At 69.5% G+C, this 18479-nt stretch carries 18 protein-coding genes; 5 read left to right on the forward strand and 13 right to left on the reverse strand.

The features are described from left to right. Nucleotides 1–5: 5 nt before the first annotated feature. The 6 genes from NHN26_RS05825 to ilvD form a co-directional block, all read right to left on the reverse strand. A complete protein-coding gene (locus tag NHN26_RS05825; protein WP_253088563.1) occupies nt 6–908 on the reverse strand; it encodes a LysR family transcriptional regulator in 903 nt (300 codons plus the stop codon). Between the two features lie 145 nt (nt 909–1053). Beyond that, complete coding sequence (locus NHN26_RS05830) at nt 1054–3069, reverse strand: NADPH-dependent 2,4-dienoyl-CoA reductase (protein ID WP_253088564.1); 2016 nt, start codon at nt 3067–3069, stop codon at nt 1054–1056. 59 nt (nt 3070–3128) lie between these two features. Continuing rightward, nucleotides 3129–3536 (reverse strand): hypothetical protein, encoded by a 408-nt coding sequence (locus NHN26_RS05835; protein WP_253088565.1) that lies wholly within the window; start codon nt 3534–3536, stop codon nt 3129–3131. Further along, entirely contained in the window at nt 3533–4294 is a 762-nt protein-coding gene (locus NHN26_RS05840; protein ID WP_253088566.1) for a DUF6478 family protein, read from the reverse strand. The genes NHN26_RS05835 and NHN26_RS05840 overlap by 4 nt, the downstream gene beginning before the upstream one ends. 111 nt (nt 4295–4405) lie before the next feature. Next, the gene (locus NHN26_RS05845) at nt 4406–5011 is read right to left on the reverse strand and encodes a hypothetical protein (protein ID WP_253088567.1); all 606 of its coding nucleotides are present in this window, start codon (nt 5009–5011) and stop codon (nt 4406–4408) included. Between the two features lie 40 nt (nt 5012–5051). Continuing rightward, nucleotides 5052–6785 (reverse strand): dihydroxy-acid dehydratase, encoded by a 1734-nt coding sequence (gene ilvD, locus NHN26_RS05850; RefSeq protein WP_435594179.1) that lies wholly within the window; start codon nt 6783–6785, stop codon nt 5052–5054. Nucleotides 6786–6883: 98 nt separating this feature from the next. On the opposite strand from ilvD, the gene NHN26_RS05855 reads away from it, so the two are divergent. The 4 genes from NHN26_RS05855 (at nt 6884) to NHN26_RS05870 (ending at nt 11065) form a co-directional block, all read left to right on the forward strand. Continuing rightward, nucleotides 6884–7783: a CPBP family intramembrane glutamic endopeptidase gene (locus NHN26_RS05855; RefSeq protein ID WP_253088569.1), complete on the forward strand. Its 900-nt coding sequence runs from the start codon at nt 6884–6886 to the stop codon at nt 7781–7783. A gap of 63 nt (nt 7784–7846) precedes the next feature. Beyond that, a complete protein-coding gene (locus tag NHN26_RS05860; protein ID WP_253088570.1) occupies nt 7847–8722 on the forward strand; it encodes a CPBP family intramembrane glutamic endopeptidase in 876 nt (291 codons plus the stop codon). A 76-nt stretch (nt 8723–8798) separates the two neighbouring features. Beyond that, entirely contained in the window at nt 8799–9794 is a 996-nt protein-coding gene (accD, locus tag NHN26_RS05865; RefSeq protein WP_253088571.1) for an acetyl-CoA carboxylase, carboxyltransferase subunit beta, read from the forward strand. Continuing rightward, the gene (locus tag NHN26_RS05870) at nt 9791–11065 is read left to right on the forward strand and encodes a bifunctional folylpolyglutamate synthase/dihydrofolate synthase (RefSeq protein WP_253088572.1); all 1275 of its coding nucleotides are present in this window, start codon (nt 9791–9793) and stop codon (nt 11063–11065) included. The genes accD and NHN26_RS05870 overlap by 4 nt, the downstream gene beginning before the upstream one ends. Here the strand turns inward: NHN26_RS05870 and zapE are convergent. Genes zapE through NHN26_RS05900 form a run of 6 tightly spaced genes read right to left on the reverse strand, consistent with a single transcriptional unit; the run spans nt 11062 to nt 16349 of the window. Beyond that, nucleotides 11062–12147, reverse strand: a complete 1086-nt coding sequence (gene zapE, locus NHN26_RS05875) for a cell division protein ZapE (protein WP_253088573.1) — start codon at nt 12145–12147, stop codon at nt 11062–11064. The genes NHN26_RS05870 and zapE overlap by 4 nt on opposite strands. 51 nt (nt 12148–12198) lie before the next feature. Then, nucleotides 12199–13110, reverse strand: a complete 912-nt coding sequence (locus NHN26_RS05880; protein WP_253088574.1) for an alpha/beta fold hydrolase — start codon at nt 13108–13110, stop codon at nt 12199–12201. Further along, complete coding sequence (locus NHN26_RS05885) at nt 13107–14024, reverse strand: ornithine cyclodeaminase family protein (protein WP_253088575.1); 918 nt, start codon at nt 14022–14024, stop codon at nt 13107–13109. The genes NHN26_RS05880 and NHN26_RS05885 overlap by 4 nt, the downstream gene beginning before the upstream one ends. A gap of 21 nt (nt 14025–14045) precedes the next feature. Next, nucleotides 14046–14534, reverse strand: coding sequence for a YaiI/YqxD family protein (locus NHN26_RS05890; RefSeq protein ID WP_253088576.1), 489 nt, complete (start codon nt 14532–14534; stop codon nt 14046–14048). Further along, nucleotides 14531–15361 (reverse strand): S-formylglutathione hydrolase, encoded by an 831-nt coding sequence (gene fghA, locus NHN26_RS05895; protein WP_253088577.1) that lies wholly within the window; start codon nt 15359–15361, stop codon nt 14531–14533. The genes NHN26_RS05890 and fghA overlap by 4 nt, the downstream gene beginning before the upstream one ends. A 58-nt stretch (nt 15362–15419) precedes the next feature. After that, entirely contained in the window at nt 15420–16349 is a 930-nt protein-coding gene (locus NHN26_RS05900; protein WP_253088578.1) for an AEC family transporter, read from the reverse strand. A 205-nt stretch (nt 16350–16554) separates the two neighbouring features. Here NHN26_RS05900 and NHN26_RS05905 point away from each other — a divergent pair, with 205 nt between their 5' ends. Continuing rightward, complete coding sequence (locus NHN26_RS05905) at nt 16555–17262, forward strand: choice-of-anchor K domain-containing protein (RefSeq protein ID WP_253088579.1); 708 nt, start codon at nt 16555–16557, stop codon at nt 17260–17262. Between the two features lie 69 nt (nt 17263–17331). Here NHN26_RS05905 and mbfA read toward each other — a convergent pair whose 3' ends face one another. Then, entirely contained in the window at nt 17332–18309 is a 978-nt protein-coding gene (gene mbfA, locus NHN26_RS05910) for an iron exporter MbfA (RefSeq protein WP_253088651.1), read from the reverse strand. Nucleotides 18310–18479 lie beyond the last annotated feature (170 nt).

Genomic DNA, 18479 nt, shown 5'->3' on the forward strand with positions numbered 1-18479 from the left:
CCCGGTCAGATGACCGCATCCTCGCCCGAAAAGCGTTCGACAAGGAAGTCGATGAAGGCGCGCACCTTGGGTTGGGTAAAGCGCCCCGGCGGATAGACCGCGTAAATCCCCAGCTTCTCCATCGGCAGGCCCGGGATCGCCTCTTCGACAAGACCCTTTTCCAGCGCGTCCCTGAACAGGAAGCTCGGCAGATAGGCGATGCCAAGGCCCGAGATCGCCGCGTTCAGCAGCGACTGCCCGTCATTCACCGTCAGCCAGCCCGCGGTGCGCACCTGCCGCTTTTCGCCCGAGGGCGCGGTGATCTTCCAGACATTGCCGCTGGCCTGGTTGGAATAGTGCAACAGCTTGTGCTCGTTCAGATCGTCGATCTTCTGCGGGCGGCCGAATTTCTGGAAATAGCCGGGCGACCCGATCATCCGCCTGGCGGTCTCGGCCAGCTTGCGGGCGCGCAGCGTGCTGTCCTCCAGTTCGCCCACCCGGATCGCCATGTCGAACCCTTCCGAGATCAGTTCGACATAGCGGTTGTTCAGCACCATGTTCACTGTGATGTCGGGATATTGCAGCAGGAAATCGCCCAGCAGCGGCGACAGGTGATTGACCCCGAAATCGGTCGCGACCGAAATCCGCAACAGCCCCGACGGCGCCGATTGCATCGAGGTGACCAGCGCATCGGCCTCGCCCGCATCGTTCAGCACCCGTCGCGCCCGGTCGTAATAGGCCAGCCCGATCTCGGTCGGGCTGACGCGGCGGGTGGTGCGGTTCAGCAGACGCGCACCCAGCCGCGCCTCGAGCGAGGAGACATGCTTGGACACGGCGGATTTGGAGATCCCCATCTTCTTGGCGGCATCGGTGAAGCCGCCCTGGTCCACCACCGTGGCAAAGGCCTCCATCTCGGTCAGTCGGTCCATCGGAACATCCTTGATCACTCCCCCGTGCTGACCGTTACAATCCAACGCAATTCGGGCAGGAATTGGGAAGCCGCTCGACAATACTGGGATGATGGGGCCATCGTCACGCCCCGGGAAACCCGGACGGGCACGCAAGGCGTTGATCTCAAAGGCTGGCGGCAAGCCTTGCGCCCTGGTCGATGGCGCGCTTGGCATCCAACTCGACCGCGACATCCGCGCCGCCGATGACGTGATGGGCCAGGCCCGCGGCGCTCAGCGCGACAGACAGGCGGCGCTCGGGCTCCTGCCCGGCGCAGAGCACGACGGTATCCGCAGCGATCAGGCGGGGGCTGTCTCCCTCGGCGATCTCGATCCCCTCCCGGGTGATCCGGCTATAGGCGACGCCGCCCAGCATGCGCACCCCCTTCATGCGCAGCGCGGCGCGGTGGATCCAGCCCGTGGTCTTGCCCAGCCCCTTGCCGGGCGCACCGGGCTTGCGCTGCATCAGCGTCACCTGGCGCAGCGGCGGTGCGGGGCGCGGTCCATCGGGGGCCAGCCCGCCGCGATGCTCCGCCGGGTCGGCCACGCCCCATTCGGCGCGCCATTCCTCGGGATGCAGGGTGGGGCTGTCGCCCGTCACAAGGAACTCGGCCACATCGAACCCGATGCCGCCCGCCCCCACGATGGCGACACGCGGACCGACCGGGGCAGCCCCGGCCAGCACATCCGCATAGCCCAGCACATGGGGCAGATCCTGACCGGGAAGCCCCGGATCGCGCGGCAGAACGCCGGTGGCAACGATGGTCTCGTCGAACCCGGCCAGCAGGGCGGCGTCGGGCGCGGTCGACAGGCGCAGATCGACCCGGTGCAGCTCCAGCATCCGGCCATACCAAGCCAGAAGCCCCCGGAATTCCTCCTTGCCGGGGATGCGGGCGGCAAGGGTCAACTGCCCGCCGATCCGGTCCGATTTCTCGTAAAGCGTGACATGATGCCCCCGCTCAGCCGCCACCAGCGCCGCCGACAGCCCGGCAGGTCCGGCCCCCACCACGGCAATGCGCTTCGGACGGTCGGTCGGCGCATAGCGCAGTTCTGTCTCGAAACAGGCGCGCGGATTGACAAGGCAGGTCGAGACCTTGCCCGAAAAGGTGTGATCCAGACAGGCCTGGTTGCAGGCGATGCAGGGCGCGATCTGCTCGGCGCGGCCCGTCGCGGCCTTGGCGACGAACTCGGCATCCGCCAGCCAGGGCCGCGCCATCGAGACCATGTCGGCCACACCCTCGGCAAGCAGCGCCTCGGCGGTTTCGGGCGTGTTGATCCGGTTCGAGGTGATCACCGGGATCCCCACCCTGCCCATCAGCTTCCGCGTGACCCAGGCGAATCCCGCGCGCGGCACCGATGTCGCGATGGTCGGCACGCGCGCCTCGTGCCAGCCGATGCCGGTGTTCAGGATCGTGGCGCCCGCCATTTCGATGCGCTGCGCCAGGTCCACCACCTCGTCGAAACTGGACCCATCGGGGACAAGGTCGATCATCGACAGCCGGTAGATCAGGATGAAATCGGCGCCGACCGCCGCGCGCACCCGGGCCACCACCCCCAGCGGCAGGCGCATCCGGTTCTCGTAGGACCCGCCCCAGCGGTCGCTGCGCCGGTTGGTGTGCGTGACAAGGAACTGGTTCAGGAAATACCCCTCCGACCCCATCACCTCGACCCCGTCATAGCCTGCCTCGCGCGCACGGGCGGCCGCGGTGGCGATGTCGGCAATCTGTTTCTCGATCCCCGCCTCGTCCAGTTCGCGGGGCGCAAAGGGCGAGATCGGCGACTTGATCGGGCTGGGGGCGACGCAATCGGGACCATAGGCATAGCGGCCCGCATGCAGGATCTGCATCGCGATCCGCCCGCCCGCGTCATGCACCCTGTCCGTCACCCGGCGGTGGTTGGCGATGTCCTCGGCCGAATACAGCCCCGCCGCGCCGGGAAAGACGCCGCCCTCGGGATTGGGGGCCATGCCGCCGGTCACGATCAGCCCGGCCCCGCCCCGGGCGCGCAAGGCGTAGAACTCGGCCACCCTGTCCCAGTCGCCGCGTTCCTCCAGCCCGGTATGCATCGAGCCCATCAGCACGCGGTTTCCAAGCGTCACGAAACCCAGATCGAGCGGGGCCAGAAGATGCGGAAAATCGGTCATGCGGTCCTCCCCGTGCGAGAGTGGCGCGGCGGCGGCGCGCTGTCACGGGGGACCCTGCGTCACCCGGGCGGCGATATGGCCTCGACGCAATGCGCGCGGAAGGCGCGTTTGAGCAGGTCAAGCTCGGCGCGCAACAGCTCGATCTCGGCGCGCAGGTCGTGATCCAGAGGCTGGCCCGCGAGGATCGCGAAACTGGCCAGCATCGCGCCGGTCGCCCGGTCGCGAATCACGCAGGTCTGGACCCCGTCGGACAGGATCTCGGCCGGGATCGGCAGGGCCAGCCCATAGCGGCCGGGGCGGCCGGGATCGGGGGTCAGGCGCAGGCCGGGCAGGGGACGGCCCTGATGCAGCGCCTCGATCCCGGGCGGGACCGCGGCAGGGCCGGCCTCAAGCACCCCCTCCCATATCCCCGCCTGCAGCCGGGTGGGGGTCAGCCGCATCGGGGCCGGGGGGCGCAGATGCATCATGGCTCTGCCCTCGGGCGGCGGCTCAGCACCATGTCGCCCAGCGTGATGCGGTTCATCTGCGGCGCCTCGAAGATCAGGTCCAGCCACATCCGCCCCACTCCCCGCGCGTCGATCCCGGTCAGCGCAAGGTCGAACTCGACCACCGTAGCAGGGCCGTCAGGGGGGATCGCGCGGACAAGCTGCGCACTGTCCGGGCCGTGGCAGATATTGAGGCGGGCAAAGATCCGCAGCGGCCGCTCGGTCTCGATCACGCTGTCCAGCCGGATCAGGTGGCGGCGGCCCAGCCCCGCTGCCGCCGCCTGCGGCAGGTCGATGGCCAGCGACAGGAAGCTTCCGGCAAAGCGGAACACCTCGATGCACAGCCCATGCGGCGCGGCGGATCCGGCGATCTGGCGCAGGCCCAGCTCGGCATGGGGACAATCGTGGAACAACCGCGCCTCGGCCCCGAAGGCGGTGCCGCTGGCCGGTGCCGCGACGCCCGGCGGATCCAGCGGGCCGCAGAACATCGCGGGCCGCCAGTCCCAGTCACAGCCCAGCGGACGGCGCGCGCCCCCTGCCCCGGCGGGGGGCCGGGCAAGCCGCCGATCCGCGGCATGGATCACCCGGTCCAGCCGGGGCCGCAGCGCGGCGGCGCGCGCCCGCAGCGGCCGCAATCCGGCAAGGTCCAGATCCTCCGCGCGCTCGGCCGCCCGCCCCCATGCGGCCAGCGCATGGCGAAACAGCAACCTGTCGACCAGAGAGACGGAGGGACCAAACATCGTTGAACAAGGCTTTGCGGGTTATCGACCCGCCCACAGGAGCCCGGCGGCGGTTTCCTTGCGGTAAACGCCGGGGCCGAAAAAGCCGAAAATCCGCCGCATTCGGGCGGGTCAGTCCTCGGGGCCCGGGCTGGCCGCGCGGATCCGGGCGGCAAACTCCAGCAGCAGCGCCAGCGCCGCCTCCTCGTCCAGGGGCGCGTCCGCGAAGCCGATGACCGAGGCGGTCACGATCCGCCCGTTCACCTCGAAGATCGCCCGCCAGTATTCGTCGCGCAGCCCCGGCGCCAGCCCCGCGCTGCGGTCGCGGGCGCGCAGCACGAACAGCCCGTCACGCTCGAATGTCTGCATCACCGCGACGCTGGCCGCATTCCCGTCACGGGCCAGCGCGGCGCGGCCCTCCTCGGCCTCGAAGAACCGCGACAGCATCACGGCGCGGTCGTCCGGGCGGCCGCCCGGGCCGGGATTGGCGGCGACCGAGGCGGTCAGCAGCGCGTTTCTCGCGGGCGAGGGGGCGTCGGGCGCCCCGGACAGGGCCGCGCAACCGCCCAGCAGGACAAAGGCCCCCTGCTCGCCGTCGCGCGTGGCGGCGGGATCGACGCAATAGCCCGACGGCCCGGCAATGGCCACGCTGCCGTCCGCCACGGCGACCGCCTGCGGCGCGGCACGCCCCGCCCCGTCCAGACATCCCGCCAGCGCAAGCGCCGCAAGGGCGGCCATCAGGGGCCGGCCGGAACGGGCGAAAACGCGGCGGGCCGGATCAGAGATCCATATAGGCATGCTTCTCGTGGGCACCGCCCGGATGGGTGACGGCGCCCTTGCGCGTCGGGCCGACCTGCTGGGCGAATTTCCACAGCGCGCCCGAGCCATAGATCGTCTCGCGCGGGCCTGTCCACGCGGCCTTGCGGGCGGCCAGGTCCTCGTCCGACAGCGCCACCGACAATTCGCCCCTGATGGCGTCGATGGTGATCATGTCGCCATCCTTCAGCAACGCGATCGGCCCGCCATGCGCCGCCTCGGGGCCGACATGGCCGACGCAGAAGCCCCGCGTCGCGCCCGAGAACCGCCCATCGGTGATCAGCGCGACCTTCTTGCCCATGCCCTGCCCCGACAGCGCCGCGGTGGTGGCCAGCATCTCGCGCATGCCCGGGCCGCCTGCGGGGCCCTCGTTGCGGATGACCAGAACCTCGCCTTCCTTGTAGCTGCGCGCCTTGACCGCCTCGAAGGCGTCCTCCTCGCATTCGAAGACCCGGGCCGGTCCGGTAAAGACCTGCTGATCGGCCTCCATCCCCGCCACCTTGACGATGGCCCCGTCGGGGGCAAGGTTGCCCTTCAGACCGACGACCCCGCCCGTCGGCGTGATCGGGGCCGAGACGGGATAGATCACGCGGCCATCGGCCTCGCGCGTGACCATGTCGATCTCCTCGCCGATGGTGCGGCCGGTGACGGTCATGCACTCCTCGTGGATCAGGCCCGCCTTGCGCAGTTCCTTCATCACCACCGGCACGCCGCCCGCCTCGTAGAGATCCTTGGCGACATATTTGCCGCCCGGTTTCAGGTCGACGAAATAGGGCGTGTCGCGGAAGATGTCGGTCACATCGAACAGGTCGAACGCGATCCCCGCCTCATGCGCGATGGCGGGCAGGTGCAGCCCGGCATTGGTCGACCCGCCGGTGCAGGCCACCACGCGCGCGGCGTTTTCCAGGCTCTTGCGGGTGACGATGTCGCGGGCGCGGATGTTCTTCTCGATCAGCGCCATCACCGCGCGGCCCGACGCCTCGGCATACTGGTCGCGGGATTCGTAGGGCGCGGGCGCCCCCGACGAGTTGGGCAGCGCCAGACCGATGGCCTCGGACACGCAGGCCATGGTGTTGGCGGTGAACTGCCCGCCGCAGGCGCCCGCCGAGGGACAGGCGACCTTTTCCAGCGCGATCAGCGCCTCTTCGGACATGTTGCCCGCCTGGTTCTGGCCGACCGCCTCGAACACGTCCTGCACGGTGACATCGCGCCCCTCGTGCCGGCCGGGCAGGATCGAGCCGCCATAGATGAACACCGACGGCACGTTCAGCCGCACCATCGCCATCATCATCCCCGGCAGCGACTTGTCGCAGCCCGCCAGCCCCACCAGCGCGTCATAGCAATGCCCGCGCATCGTCAGTTCCACGCTGTCCGCGATCGCCTCGCGGCTGGCCAGCGACGAGCGCATTCCCTCATGGCCCATGGCGATGCCGTCGGTCACGGTGATCGTGGTGAACTCGCGCGGGGTGCCATGCGCCTCCTTGACGCCCATCTTGACCGCCTGGGCCTGCCGGTTCAGCGCGATATTGCAGGGCGCGGCCTCGTTCCAGCAGGTCGCGACGCCGACAAAGGGCTGGTGGATCTCGGCCTCGGAGATCCCCATCGCGTAGTAATAGGACCGGTGCGGCGCGCGCGACGGGCCTTCGGTGACGTGGCGGCTGGGCAGGCGGGACTTGTCGATGGGGGGCATGGGCATGGCTTCCTTCGGGTCGTGTCGCCCTTGGGAATAGACCCCGCGGAAGAGGGAGACAAGCGATTGATGGGCGGGCGGGGGCGGTCTAGTCTCGACCAGCAATGGACCGGGGCACCATGGATTACCGACCCCATCACGCCTTGACCCGCGCGGCCCGCGCCCGGCCCCAGCTCTGGCGTCTGGTCGCGGGCGGTCTGACAGCCGTTGCGATCCATATCGGGCTGATCTACGCGGCCTACGGGCTGGTCGCGGCGCTGCGCGGCACGGCCTTCGCGGATTCGACCTTCGCGGGCGTGTTCGGCACCACGCTGACGGCGGCGAATGCGCTGTGGCTGCTGGCCTCCTTCGTCTTCCTCGGGATCGGCACGCTGGTTGCGGCCAGCACCTTCCACGGCCGCGGGCTGATATCGCTGACCGGCCCGCCGGGGCGCGCCGCCGCGGGTTTCCTCCGCGTGCTGGGCGCACTGGCGCTGCTCTACGCGGTTTTGTGGGTGGCGTTGCCCATGGGCGACGACCTGCAACCGAACCTCGATCCGGGGCGCTGGCTGATCCTGCTGCCGCTGGCGGTGGGTCTGGTGCTGGTGCAGGTGGGCGCCGAGGAATTGCTGTTCCGCGGCTATCTGCAACAACAGCTGGCCGCGCGTTTCCGCACCCCGCTGATCTGGATCGGCCTGCCCGCGGCGCTCTTCGCGCTGGGTCATTACCAACCCGGGGTAGCGGGCGGCAATGCGCTGGCCCTGGCGGCCTGGGCGGGGCTGTTCGCGGTGGCGGCCGCGGATCTGACCGCGCGCAGCGGCACGCTGGGCCCGGCCATCGCGCTGCATTTCGCCAACAACGCGGTCGCGATCCTGATCGTGGCGCTGCCCGGGCCGGTCTCGGGGCTGGCGCTCTATACCTATCCCTTCGCCCCCGACGACCCGGCGCTCGGGCCGATGTTCCTGGTCGAACTGGGGGTTCTGGGCCTGTCCTGGCTGGCCGCGCGGGTGGCCCTGCGCGTCTGAGTTGAAGCCCCGGCGCCCGCGCGCTAGCTTGCCCGCAACATGCCGCCCCAACCCCGAGAGCCCATGCGATCCCCCCTTTTCGAGGCCTATGTCGAGCCCGCGCGGCTTTACCCCGAACTCTGGCGGGTCTTCGTCGCGCTCGGCGTGATCGCGCTGATCTATGCGGGCTGTTTCGCGCTGTTGCTGGTGGGCGCCTACCCGGTGCTGGGGCCGCTGAACTATTTCGGCTGGATGCAGGGGATCATGGCGCCCGCCACGCCCGGGCAGACCCTGTTCGTGCTGGCCAGCTTCATCGGCATGGGGCTGGGCGTGCTGATCGCCACGCCCGCGCTGCATTACCGCGAACCGGGAACCCTGTTCGGCCCGATGCGCGACTGGATGCGCGGCTTCTTCCTGTCGCTGGCGGTGCTGGTGCCGGTCTATGCGGCGCTGTTCGCGATCGGGCGGCTGGTCGTGTCGCCCGACGCGGGCCTGCCGCCGGACCAGTGGCTGCGCCTGCTGCCCTTCGCGCTGGGGCTGGTGCTGATCCAGACCGGGTCCGAGGAATTGCTGTTCCGCGGCTATCTGCAGCAGCAGCTTGCCGCGCGCTTTGCCGCCCGCGTGGTCTGGATGGGCCTGCCCGCGCTGATCTTCACGGCGCTGCATTTCAACCCGATGGCGGGGGCCAATGCCTGGGTCATCATGGTCGCGATCCTCGCCTTCGCGCTGGCCGCCGCCGACCTGACCGAACGCTCGGGCAGCCTGGGCATCGCGATGGGCTGGCATTTCGTGAACAATTGCAGCGCGTTGCTGATCGTGTCGGTCAAGGGCACGATCACCGGGCTCGCGCTTTACGTCACCCCTTTCGAGATGTCGGACCGGGTGATGGTGCCGCTGGCACTCGGGCTCGACATCCTGGTGATCTTCGCGATCTGGCGGCTGTTGCGCGCGCTGATCTGACAGGTCGGGCCGCGATTGCATTTCCCGCCCCAGCGGCTTATCTGAGCGGCCAGACCGTTCCGAGGGTGGCCCGCGCATGAACTGGATCAACAACTACGTCCGGCCCAAGATCAACTCGCTGTTCTCGCGCCGCGAGATCCCCGAGAACCTCTGGACGAAATGCGATGCCTGCGGAACGATGCTGTTCCACCGCGAACTCAGCGACAACCTGAATGTCTGCACCGCCTGCGGCCATCACACGGGGATCACGCCGCGCGACCGGTTCCTGACGCTGTTCGACGGCGGCATCTTCACCGAGGTCGCGGTGCCCGTCCCGGTGGCCGATCCGCTGGGCTTCCGCGACCAGAAGAAATACCCCGACCGCATGAAGGCCGCCCAGAAGGGCACCGGCGAGAAAGAGGCGATGCTGGTCGCCGAGGGCGAGATCGGGCGCACCCCGGTCATCTGCGCCGCGCAGGATTTCAGCTTCATGGGCGGGTCCATGGGCATGTATGTCGGCAACGCGATCATCGCCGCCGCCCAGCGCGCGCTGGAACTGCGCCGCCCGCTGATCCTGTTCTCGGCCGCAGGCGGCGCCCGCATGCAGGAGGGCATCCTCAGCCTGATGCAGATGCCGCGCTCGACCGTCGCGATCCAGATGCTGAAAGAGGCCGGGCTGCCCTATATCGTGGTCCTCACCCACCCGACCACGGGCGGCGTGACCGCCTCCTACGCGATGCTGGGCGATATCCAGATCGCCGAGCCGAACGCGCTGATCTGCTTTGCCGGGCCGCGCGTGATCGAACAGACGATCCGCGAGAAGCTGCCCGAGGGCTTCCAGCGCGCCGAATACCTGCTGGAACACGGCATGCTCGACCGGGTGACGCCGCGCGGCAAGCTGCGCGAGGAACTGGTGACCATCACGCGGATGCTGATGGGCCTGCCGCCCGCGGTGATCGCCGACCTGCCGCCCCCCGCCAGCTTCAGCCACGGCCCGACCGACGCGGCGCAGGACGACACCGAGAACACCGAACCGCCCCGGCGCAACGCACCGCCCGACACCGAACCCCCCGAGGCGGGCGCCAAGGGGTGAGCGGGGGCACAAGCGACGCCCTCCTCGCCCGGATGATGGCGTTGCATCCCAAGATCATCGACCTGACGCTGGACCGGGTGTGGCGGCTGCTGGCAGCGCTCGACCATCCCGAGCGGCGGCTTGCACCGGTGATCCATGTCGCGGGCACCAACGGCAAGGGCTCGACGCTTGCGATGATCCGTGCGGGGCTGACCGGCGCCGGGCAGCGGGTGCAGGCCTATACCTCGCCCCATCTCGCCCGCTTCCACGAACGGATCCGCCTGGCCGACGGCCTGATCGCCGAGGACACGCTGTCCGCCGTGCTGGACGAATGCGACCGCGCCAATGGCGGGCAGGCCATCACCTATTTCGAGATCACGACCTGCGCGGCCTTCCTCGCCTTTTCCCGCGACCCGGCCGATTTCTGCCTGCTCGAAGTCGGCCTTGGCGGGCGGCTCGACGCGACCAACGTGATCGAGCGTCCGGCGCTGACGGTGATCGCGCCGGTCGATCTGGACCACCAGCAATATCTGGGCGAAACCCTGCCCGAGATCGCCGCCGAAAAGGCCGGGATCCTGAAACGCGGCGTGCCCTGCGTGGTCGGCCCCCAGCAGGAATCCGCGCTGGCGGTGATCGAGGCTCAGGCCGCCCGCCTTGGCGCCCCGCTCCTCGCCCATGGCCAGCACTGGCATGTCTGGGAGGAACGCGGGCGGCTGGTCTATCAGGACGAGCGCGGGCTTCTGGACCTGCCCCCGCCCCGCCTGATCGGCGCCCATCAGGTGCAGAACGCGGGCATGGCGATCGCCACCTTGCGCGCACTGGGCATGGACGAGACCGCCTGCGAGGCGGCGCTGACGCGCGCCGACTGGCCCGCCCGGCTGCAACGGCTCCGCCACGGCCCGCTGGTCGATGCGGCGGGCCGCGCCGAACTCTGGCTCGATGGCGGACACAACCCCGCCGCAGGCATCGCGCTGGCCGAGGCGCTGACCCGCCTGCCCCCGCGCCCGCTGCACCTGATCTGCGGCATGCTGAACACCAAGGATGTCGCGGGCTTCATGCGGCCGCTGGCAGCCGTGGCCGACAGCCTGACCGCCGTCTCGATCCCCGGCGAGGCCGCGACCCTGCCCGCCGAAACCACCGCCGCCGCGGCCACAAGGGCGGGCCTGCCCGCCACGACCGCCTTGGATGTGGCCGAGGCCGTGGCGCGCATCGCCGCGGCGCAGCCGAACGCCCGGATCCTGATCTGCGGCTCGCTCTACCTTGCCGGGCGGGTGCTGACCGACAATTCCTAGCCTCCGGCCACCCCCCATTCGGCCGCCTGCATTTCCCTCAACCGGCTCGCCGTGCGCTCGAACTCGAAGGATCCCGCCCCTTCGAGATACAGCATCTCGGGCTGCGCCGCCGCAGACGCGATCAGCCGCACGCGGCCCTCGTAAAGCGCATCCACCAGCGTCACGAAGCGGCGTGCCTCGTTGTAGTTCTCCGACGACAGCCGCGGGATGTCCTCCAGGATCAGCACCCGCACCGCCTCGGCCAGCGCAAGGTAATCGGCCGGTCCCAGCGGGCGGGCGCACAGATCCCAGAAACTCGCCCGTGCGACCCCGTTGTGAAACAGCGGCAAGGCAAGGTCGCGGCCCTGAACCCGCAGCGTCAGCGGCCCCCCCGCCCCCTCGGTCAGATCCCGCCAGATCGCCGACAGCGCCTCGCGCGCCAGACGGTCGGCGGGGGTGAAATAGACATCCGCCCCGGTCAGCCGGTTCTGCCGGTAATCCGTGGGCGAGGCGAGGTGCACCCCCTCCAGCCGCTCCTCGATCATCCGGATGAAGGGGACGAACCGCTCGCGCTGCAACCCGTCCTTGTAAAGGTCCCCCGGCACCCGGTTCGAGGTCGTGACCACGCACACGCCCTCGGCAAAGATCAGCTCGAACAGCCGCCCCACGATCATCGCATCCGCGATGTCGGTGATCTGCATCTCGTCCAGACACAGAAGCCGCAAGCCCCTGAACTCGGCCGCCACGACCGGGCGCAGCGCGTCCTCGGCCCCGGCCTTGCGCGCGGCATGCAACCCCTTGTGGATCTGCTGCATGAAGGCGTGGAAATGCACGCGCCGCTTGCCCTCGATCCCGACGCCCGCATGGAACAGGTCCATCAGCATCGACTTGCCGCGCCCCACGCCCCCCCACAGGTAAAGCCCGCGCACCGGCGCGGGCGGCGGGGGCTTGCGGAACAGCCCGCCACGCGGCGCGGGGGGCGGGTTTTCCAGCGCGGCGCGGATCCGGTCCAGCGGCGCCAGCGCCGCGATCTGCGCCGGATCGGGGCGCAACTCGCCCGCGCTGACCCGGGCATCGTAAAGGCTTCGCAGACTCTGTCCCATGGCGCGGTTCTAGGCCGGGGGCGCGGCGGCGAAAAGGGGCGCGTTCGCCGGTCAGCGGCGCGGCAGGACCCCCGCCAGCGCCCTTGCCACCTCTGCGGCATGGGTGATCGGCAGGACATGGCTGGCACCCGCCAGGGTGATCTGCACGGCCCCCGGGTTCAGCGCGGCAAGCCGTTGCGCGGCCGCGGGCGCGATCAGCTCGTCCCCCTCGGCCCAGATCGCCAGCACGGGCATCCCCGCGGCGGCAAGGCGGCGATGGGCGGGGGCAAGATCCTCGGCCAGCAGGCCGCGCAGGCTGGACAGCATCGCGGGCAGAAAGCCACGATACCGGGTCTCGGCGACCTGCGCCTCGATCACCGCCGCGGGCAGGGCGCGCGCGCGGCCGTATCGCCGGGCCACCAGCCGCATCAGCGCGCCGCCCGGAACCCGCACCAGCCAGTCCGCCAGCCCCGGCAGGGCGCGGGCCAGCGCCACGGCCCGGGGCATCTTCAGCCCCAGCCCGGCGGGCGCGATCAGGATCAGCCGCTCCACAAGGTCGGGCCGGGCGGCCGCAAAAGCCGTGGCAAGTGCCCCCCCCATCGAGAAGCCCAGCACCCCCAGCCGCCCCGTCACGCCCTGCGCCGCCAGCAATTCGTCGATCTGGCCGATCAGCATCGCGCTGCTCTGGCGGCCGGGCGGACGGTCGGACAGGCCGCGCCCGTAAAGATCAGGCACCAGCACGCGGTATCCCAGCCGGGCCAGCGTCTCGGCGGTGCTGTCCATGAACCAGCCGCCGGTGGAAATCCCGTGCAGGCACAGCACGACCGGGCCATCTGCCGGGCCATGCCAGCGGTAATGGGTGCACCCCGAGGGCAGCGCGGCCATCGCCCCCGGCGCCGCGGCGCGCGCCTCCGCCACCGGGCGGCGCAGCCATTCCGACAGCGGGTAAGCGCCCGCCGCCAGCGCCGCCAGCGCCCAGATCATCGCGCGCGCCAGGCGTCGAGGATATGCGCGCAGGTCATCAGGTCCAGATGCGCGCCGCCGCCATTCTTGAACAGCGTGATCTCGTCCTCCGCGGTCCGCGCGAACCGCCCCGCGGGCAGGTCGTAGAAATCCGCCACGATATCGCCTTCCGCGATGGCGCCCGAGGCAAGCGGGATCTTCAGCTCGCCGATATGGCCCAGCGTGGTATCCCGGCTGTCCACGAAGATCCGCGCCCGTTTCAGCGCGGCATCGTCGGCCTCGCGCATGTCGGGGCGGAACGCGCCGATCAGGTCGACATGCTGGCCCGGCCGCAGCCACTCGCCCCGGATCAGCGGATGGGTCGCCATGGTGGCCGAGGTCACGATATCGGCCGCGCGCACCGCGTCTTCCAGATCGCGCGCGACCGCGATCCGCGGAACGCTGCTGGCCAACCGCTCCGCCCCCGCGGCCGAGCGGTTCCAGACGGTGAAGCGCGCCTGCGGAAAGGCGCTGGAATAGGCTTCGTACAGCGCATGCGCCACCGTGCCCGCGCCGACGATCAGGATCTCGCGGCTGTCGGGCCGGGCCAGCCGCGTGGCGGCCAGCAGACTGTCACCGGCGGTCTTCCATTTCGTGACAAGGTGGAAATCGACGATCGCCTCAAGCGTGCCGTCGCGGTCGGAGTAAAGGCACACGCCGCCATTGACCGCCGGTTTGTCGCGGGCGGGATTGGCCGGAAAGATCGTCGCCGATTTCACCGCCAGCCCCAGCCCGTCGATCCAGGCCGCCCGGTTCAACAGCGTATCCGCCCCGCGATAAAGGAAACTGTCGGCAATCTCCGCACGCGGCAGGGCATGCCCCGCCGCCAGCGCGGCGCACAGCCCGTCCCAGTTCAGGCAGGCCTGGCCTTCGGCAAAGCCGATGATCTCGGGCATCCTCCCTCCCCCCCCCTGCGCTCAGCCCGTCGGCCCAGCGCCACGCGGCGCCGCATCCGCGGACTGGCTGGCCGCACGCAAGGCCCGTTCCAGCGCGTCGAGAAAGCGCGAGCGGTCGGCCCTGGAAAACCCGCGCCCGCCGCCCTGCCGGAACGGATCGGCGGCGCGCAGGTCGGCCATCAGGTCGCGGCTGGCCAGTTTCGGGCCGATATTGGCAAGGGTGAACGCCTCGCCATTGTGGTTCAGCACCGCCGCCCCGGCCGCCACGCATTTCGCGGCCAGCGGCACATCGGCCGTCACCACCACGTCGCCGGGGCCGGCCTGATCGGCGATCCACTTGTCGGCCTCGTCGGGGCCTTGCGCCACATAGACCATCCGCGCCAGCGGGTGATCCACGGGGCGCAGCCCGCCATTCGCGACATAATGGATCGGGGCGCCATGGCGTTCGGCGACGCGCAGCGCCTCGTCCTTGACCGGACAGGCATCGGCGTCGACGAACACCCGGCTCACCGGTACAGCGCCTCGGCGTGGAAGGCGACGTGATCCTCCATGAAGGTGGAGACGAAGAAATAGGAATGGTCATAGCCGCCCTGCATCCGGAAGATCGCGGGATGCCGGGTCTCGGTGATCGCCGCGGCCAGCGCCTCGGGCATCAGCGAGTCGATGAACTGGTCGCCCGTCCCCTGGTCGATCAGCATCGGCCCGTTGAACCCGTTCTCGCGCAGCGACAGGCAGGCATCGTGCCGCACCCAGTCCACATTGCCCTCGCCCAGATAGGCGTGGATCGGCTTCTTCGCCCAATCCGACCGGCTGGGATGGGTGATCGGCGCAAAGGCCGACACGGACGCGAACCGCCCGGGATAGGCCATCGCGATGGTCAGCGCGCCATGCCCGCCCATGGAATGGCCGGTGATCGCCTGGCGTTCCTCGTCCAGCGCGAAGCCGTTGAACAGAACCCGCGGCAATTCCTCGGCGATATAGTCCCACATGCGGAAATTCGCGGCCCAGGGGGCTTCGGTGGCGTTGACATAGAATCCCGCGCCCTGGCCCAGATTGTACATCTCGTGATCGGCCACATCCGCGCCCCTCGGCGAGGTGTCGGGAAAGACCAGCGCGATGCCATGCTCGGCCGCCCATTGCTGGGCGCCCGCCTTGACCATCGCGTTCTCATGCGTGCAGGTCAGGCCCGACAGATACCACAGCACCGGCACCGGCCCGTCCTCGGCCTCTTCGGGCAGGAACAGGCCAAAGGTCATGTCGCATCTGCAAACCTCGGAGGCGTGGCGATAGACGCCCTGCTTCCCGCCGAAGCATCTGTTCTCGGATAGGGTTTCCATGGCGCTCTCCCTCGCTGGCCCGGCTATGGGGTAGCGCGCCCGCGCCGCCCGGGCAAGCTCAGAGCGTGGCGATCAGCGCGATCACCGCGGGAACCGTCAGGATCGAGGCCGCGGTCGAGATCAGGATCGAGGCCGACACCCGCTGCGGCGCGACGCCGTAATGCTGGGCCAGCATGTAGACATTGCCCGCCACCGGCAGCGCGGCCGCCGCGATCATCACCCCCGCGGCAAAGGGCCGGACATCGAACAGCACCAGCGCGCAAAAGGCCACCGCGGCCGGGTGCAGGACCAGCTTGGCGAGTGACAGCCAGCCCGCCACCGCCAGCCGCTCGGCCGACCGCGCGGCAAGCGAGGCGCCGATGGCAAACAGCGCGCCCGGCGTGGCCGCAGCACCCAGCAGCACCAGGAACATCGCCGCCGGTTCCGGCAGCGGCAGGCGAAAGGCCGACCAGCACAGCCCCAGCACGATCGACACGATCATCGGGTTCTTCACAAGCCCCAGCGCGACAGTGCCCAGGATCGCGGGCGACAGCCGCCCCTCGCGCGAGGCGGTGACAAGGATCACGATCAGGCTTGAGAACACGATCAGATCGACCGCCAGCACCATCATCACCGGCCCCACCGCGGCCTCGCCCAGCAGGACCGCCAGCATCGGGATGCCCAGAAAACCCGTATTGCCGATGGCCGCGCATTGCGCCTCGACCGCCGCCTCGGCCACGCCCCGGCGGCGGATCAGCGCGACCGCGGTGGCCAGCAGGTAGACCGCCATCGTGCCGGTCAGATAGGCCGCGATGAAGGCCGGATCGAACAGCTCGGCCGCGGGCAGGTTGGCGGCAAAGCGGAAGATCATCGCCGACAGCGCGAAGTAGAAGACGAATTTCGTCAGCCAGGCGGTCGCCTCGGGCGTGAAGAACCCGGTCCGCCCGGCCCCGTAGCCAAGGCCGATCAGCGCGAAGAAGGGCAGGGTCTGAAGAAAGATCGCCAGCATGTCCGGCGGTTAGCACGCGGCGGCGGACTTGGGAATGTCGCGCGCGCAGCGCACGCGCCAGGCCGACCGCACGAGTTCGATTATTGCGCAGAGGGGCCTTCCTTTGCAATCTTGTTGAAATTTTACCGATTTTCTGATCTTCTCGCCGGGTGGACGGTGCAGGTTTTCGAGTGCACCGCCCAGGGGTAAGAAGGGGAAACCAGACATGAAACACCATCTGATCGCGGCCGCGATCCTCGGCCTTTCGGCCGGTGCGGCCCATGCCGTCACCTTTTCCGGAACGGCGGAAGGAAGCTGGGTCGACCCGATCGGCAACGTCGGCTTCACGATCGCCAACAACGATGCGAGCGGGACGGCGGATGTCGACTGGGGCACGCCGGTCGACACCGATTTCAACAATCTCTGGAGCTTCGACGGCGTCGGATCGGATGGCGGGCCGGGCTGGACGGCCGAGGCGGGCAACCTGTTCAAGGTGGGCGATTTCACCTATCGCAACGGATCGGTGACCAACCACGATTTCGACGGCGCAAGCCTTGCCGTGACACTGTTCATCGTCAGCCCGCTGAACGTGACCGAAGCCTTCAGCTTCGCCTTCGACGTCATCAACACGCCCAACACCAGCGGTGACCCGGTCACGGACGGCGACATCGCGTCGATCGCGAACACCTTCACCAGCGCGACCTTCATGTATGACGGGCTTAACTACACACTTGAATTGCTGGGCTTCTCGCAGGATGGCGGCACCACCCTGACGACCGGCTTCAACAGCCCGGAAGGATCGACCTCGGTCGCGGCGCTCTATGGCCGGATCGTCGAGCCCAACGTGGTGCCGGTCCCCGCAAGCCTGCCGCTCCTGCTGGCCGCGCTGGGCGGTCTGGGCCTTGTCCGGCGGGCACGTCGCCGCGCGGCCTGACCCGGCCCCTGCCCTGACAGCCCAAGGCGCCCCGACCGGGGGCGCCTTCCTCGCCCGGGCGCCGCCCCCCTATCCCGACCCGATCAGGATGCCCGCCGCCAGCACCAGCCCGCCGCCCAGCACCACCTGGAAGGCCGCGCGCAGGAAGGGCGTTTCCATATAGCGTTTCTGGATCCAGGCGATGACCCAGAGCTCGATGAAGACGACGATCATCGCGATGGTGGTGGCGGTCCAGAAATCCGGGATCAGATAGGGCAGCGCGTGGCCCAGCCCGCCGACCGCCGTCATCACCCCCGAGGCGATGCCCCGCTTGAGCGGCGAGCCGCGCCCCGAGATCACCCCGTCATCCGAGGCCGCCTCGGTGAACCCCATCGAGATCCCCGCGCCCACCGAGGCGGCGATGCCCACCAGCAGCGTGGTGCGCGGATCCTGCGTGGCAAAGGCGGTGGCAAAGATCGGCGCCAGCGTCGAGACCGAGCCATCCATCAGCCCGGCCAGCCCCGGCTGCACCCAGGTCAGCACGAATTTCCGATGCGCGGTGCGCGCCTCCTGCGCCTCGGCATCCTCGCCGACATGCGCGTCCACCAGCTTGTCGGCCCGCGCCTCATGCCCGGCCTCGGCGGCGGCAAGATCGCCCAGCAGCCTGCGGGTGCCCGCATCCGAGGTCCGCTGCGCCGCCTTCAGGTAGAAGGCATGCGCATCGCGCTCCATCATCTCGGCCTCGTCGCGGATCCGCTCGATCCCCAGATTCTCGATCAGCCAGACCGGGCGGCGCGCGTAATAGCCCGAGACATGCTCGCGCCGGATCAACGGGATCACCTCGCCGAACCGTTCGCGGTGCTTCTCGATCAGGCGCTGGCGGTGCAGGTCCTCTTCCCCCGCCATGCTGTCGAAGACCTGCGCCGAATCGGGATAATCGGCACGCAGCCGTTCGGCATAGCTGCGATAGATGCGGGCATCGTCCTCCTCGGACGAGATCGCAAGCGCAAGGATCTCCTGCTCGCTGAGATCGGAGAACCGGCGCCGCTGGGTAAGTCCGGGAATCATCGGCATCCTCACAGTCTGGAATTGTTCTAAACTATGCCGCGAAAGGCGGGTTTCAAGCGCAGGATTTCCGTTCGCCACGCAGCGCGACAGAGGGCCATTTGCCGCCCCGCCAAGGCTTGCCCGAAGTGAACCGTCTGGTTTAGACTACCCCCTCGGTAGAACGGAAGGCC

Origin of the sequence: Rhodovulum tesquicola (assembly GCF_024128855.1) — a bacterium.
In the GTDB taxonomy this organism is placed as follows: Bacteria; Pseudomonadota; Alphaproteobacteria; order Rhodobacterales; family Rhodobacteraceae; genus Rhodovulum; species Rhodovulum tesquicola.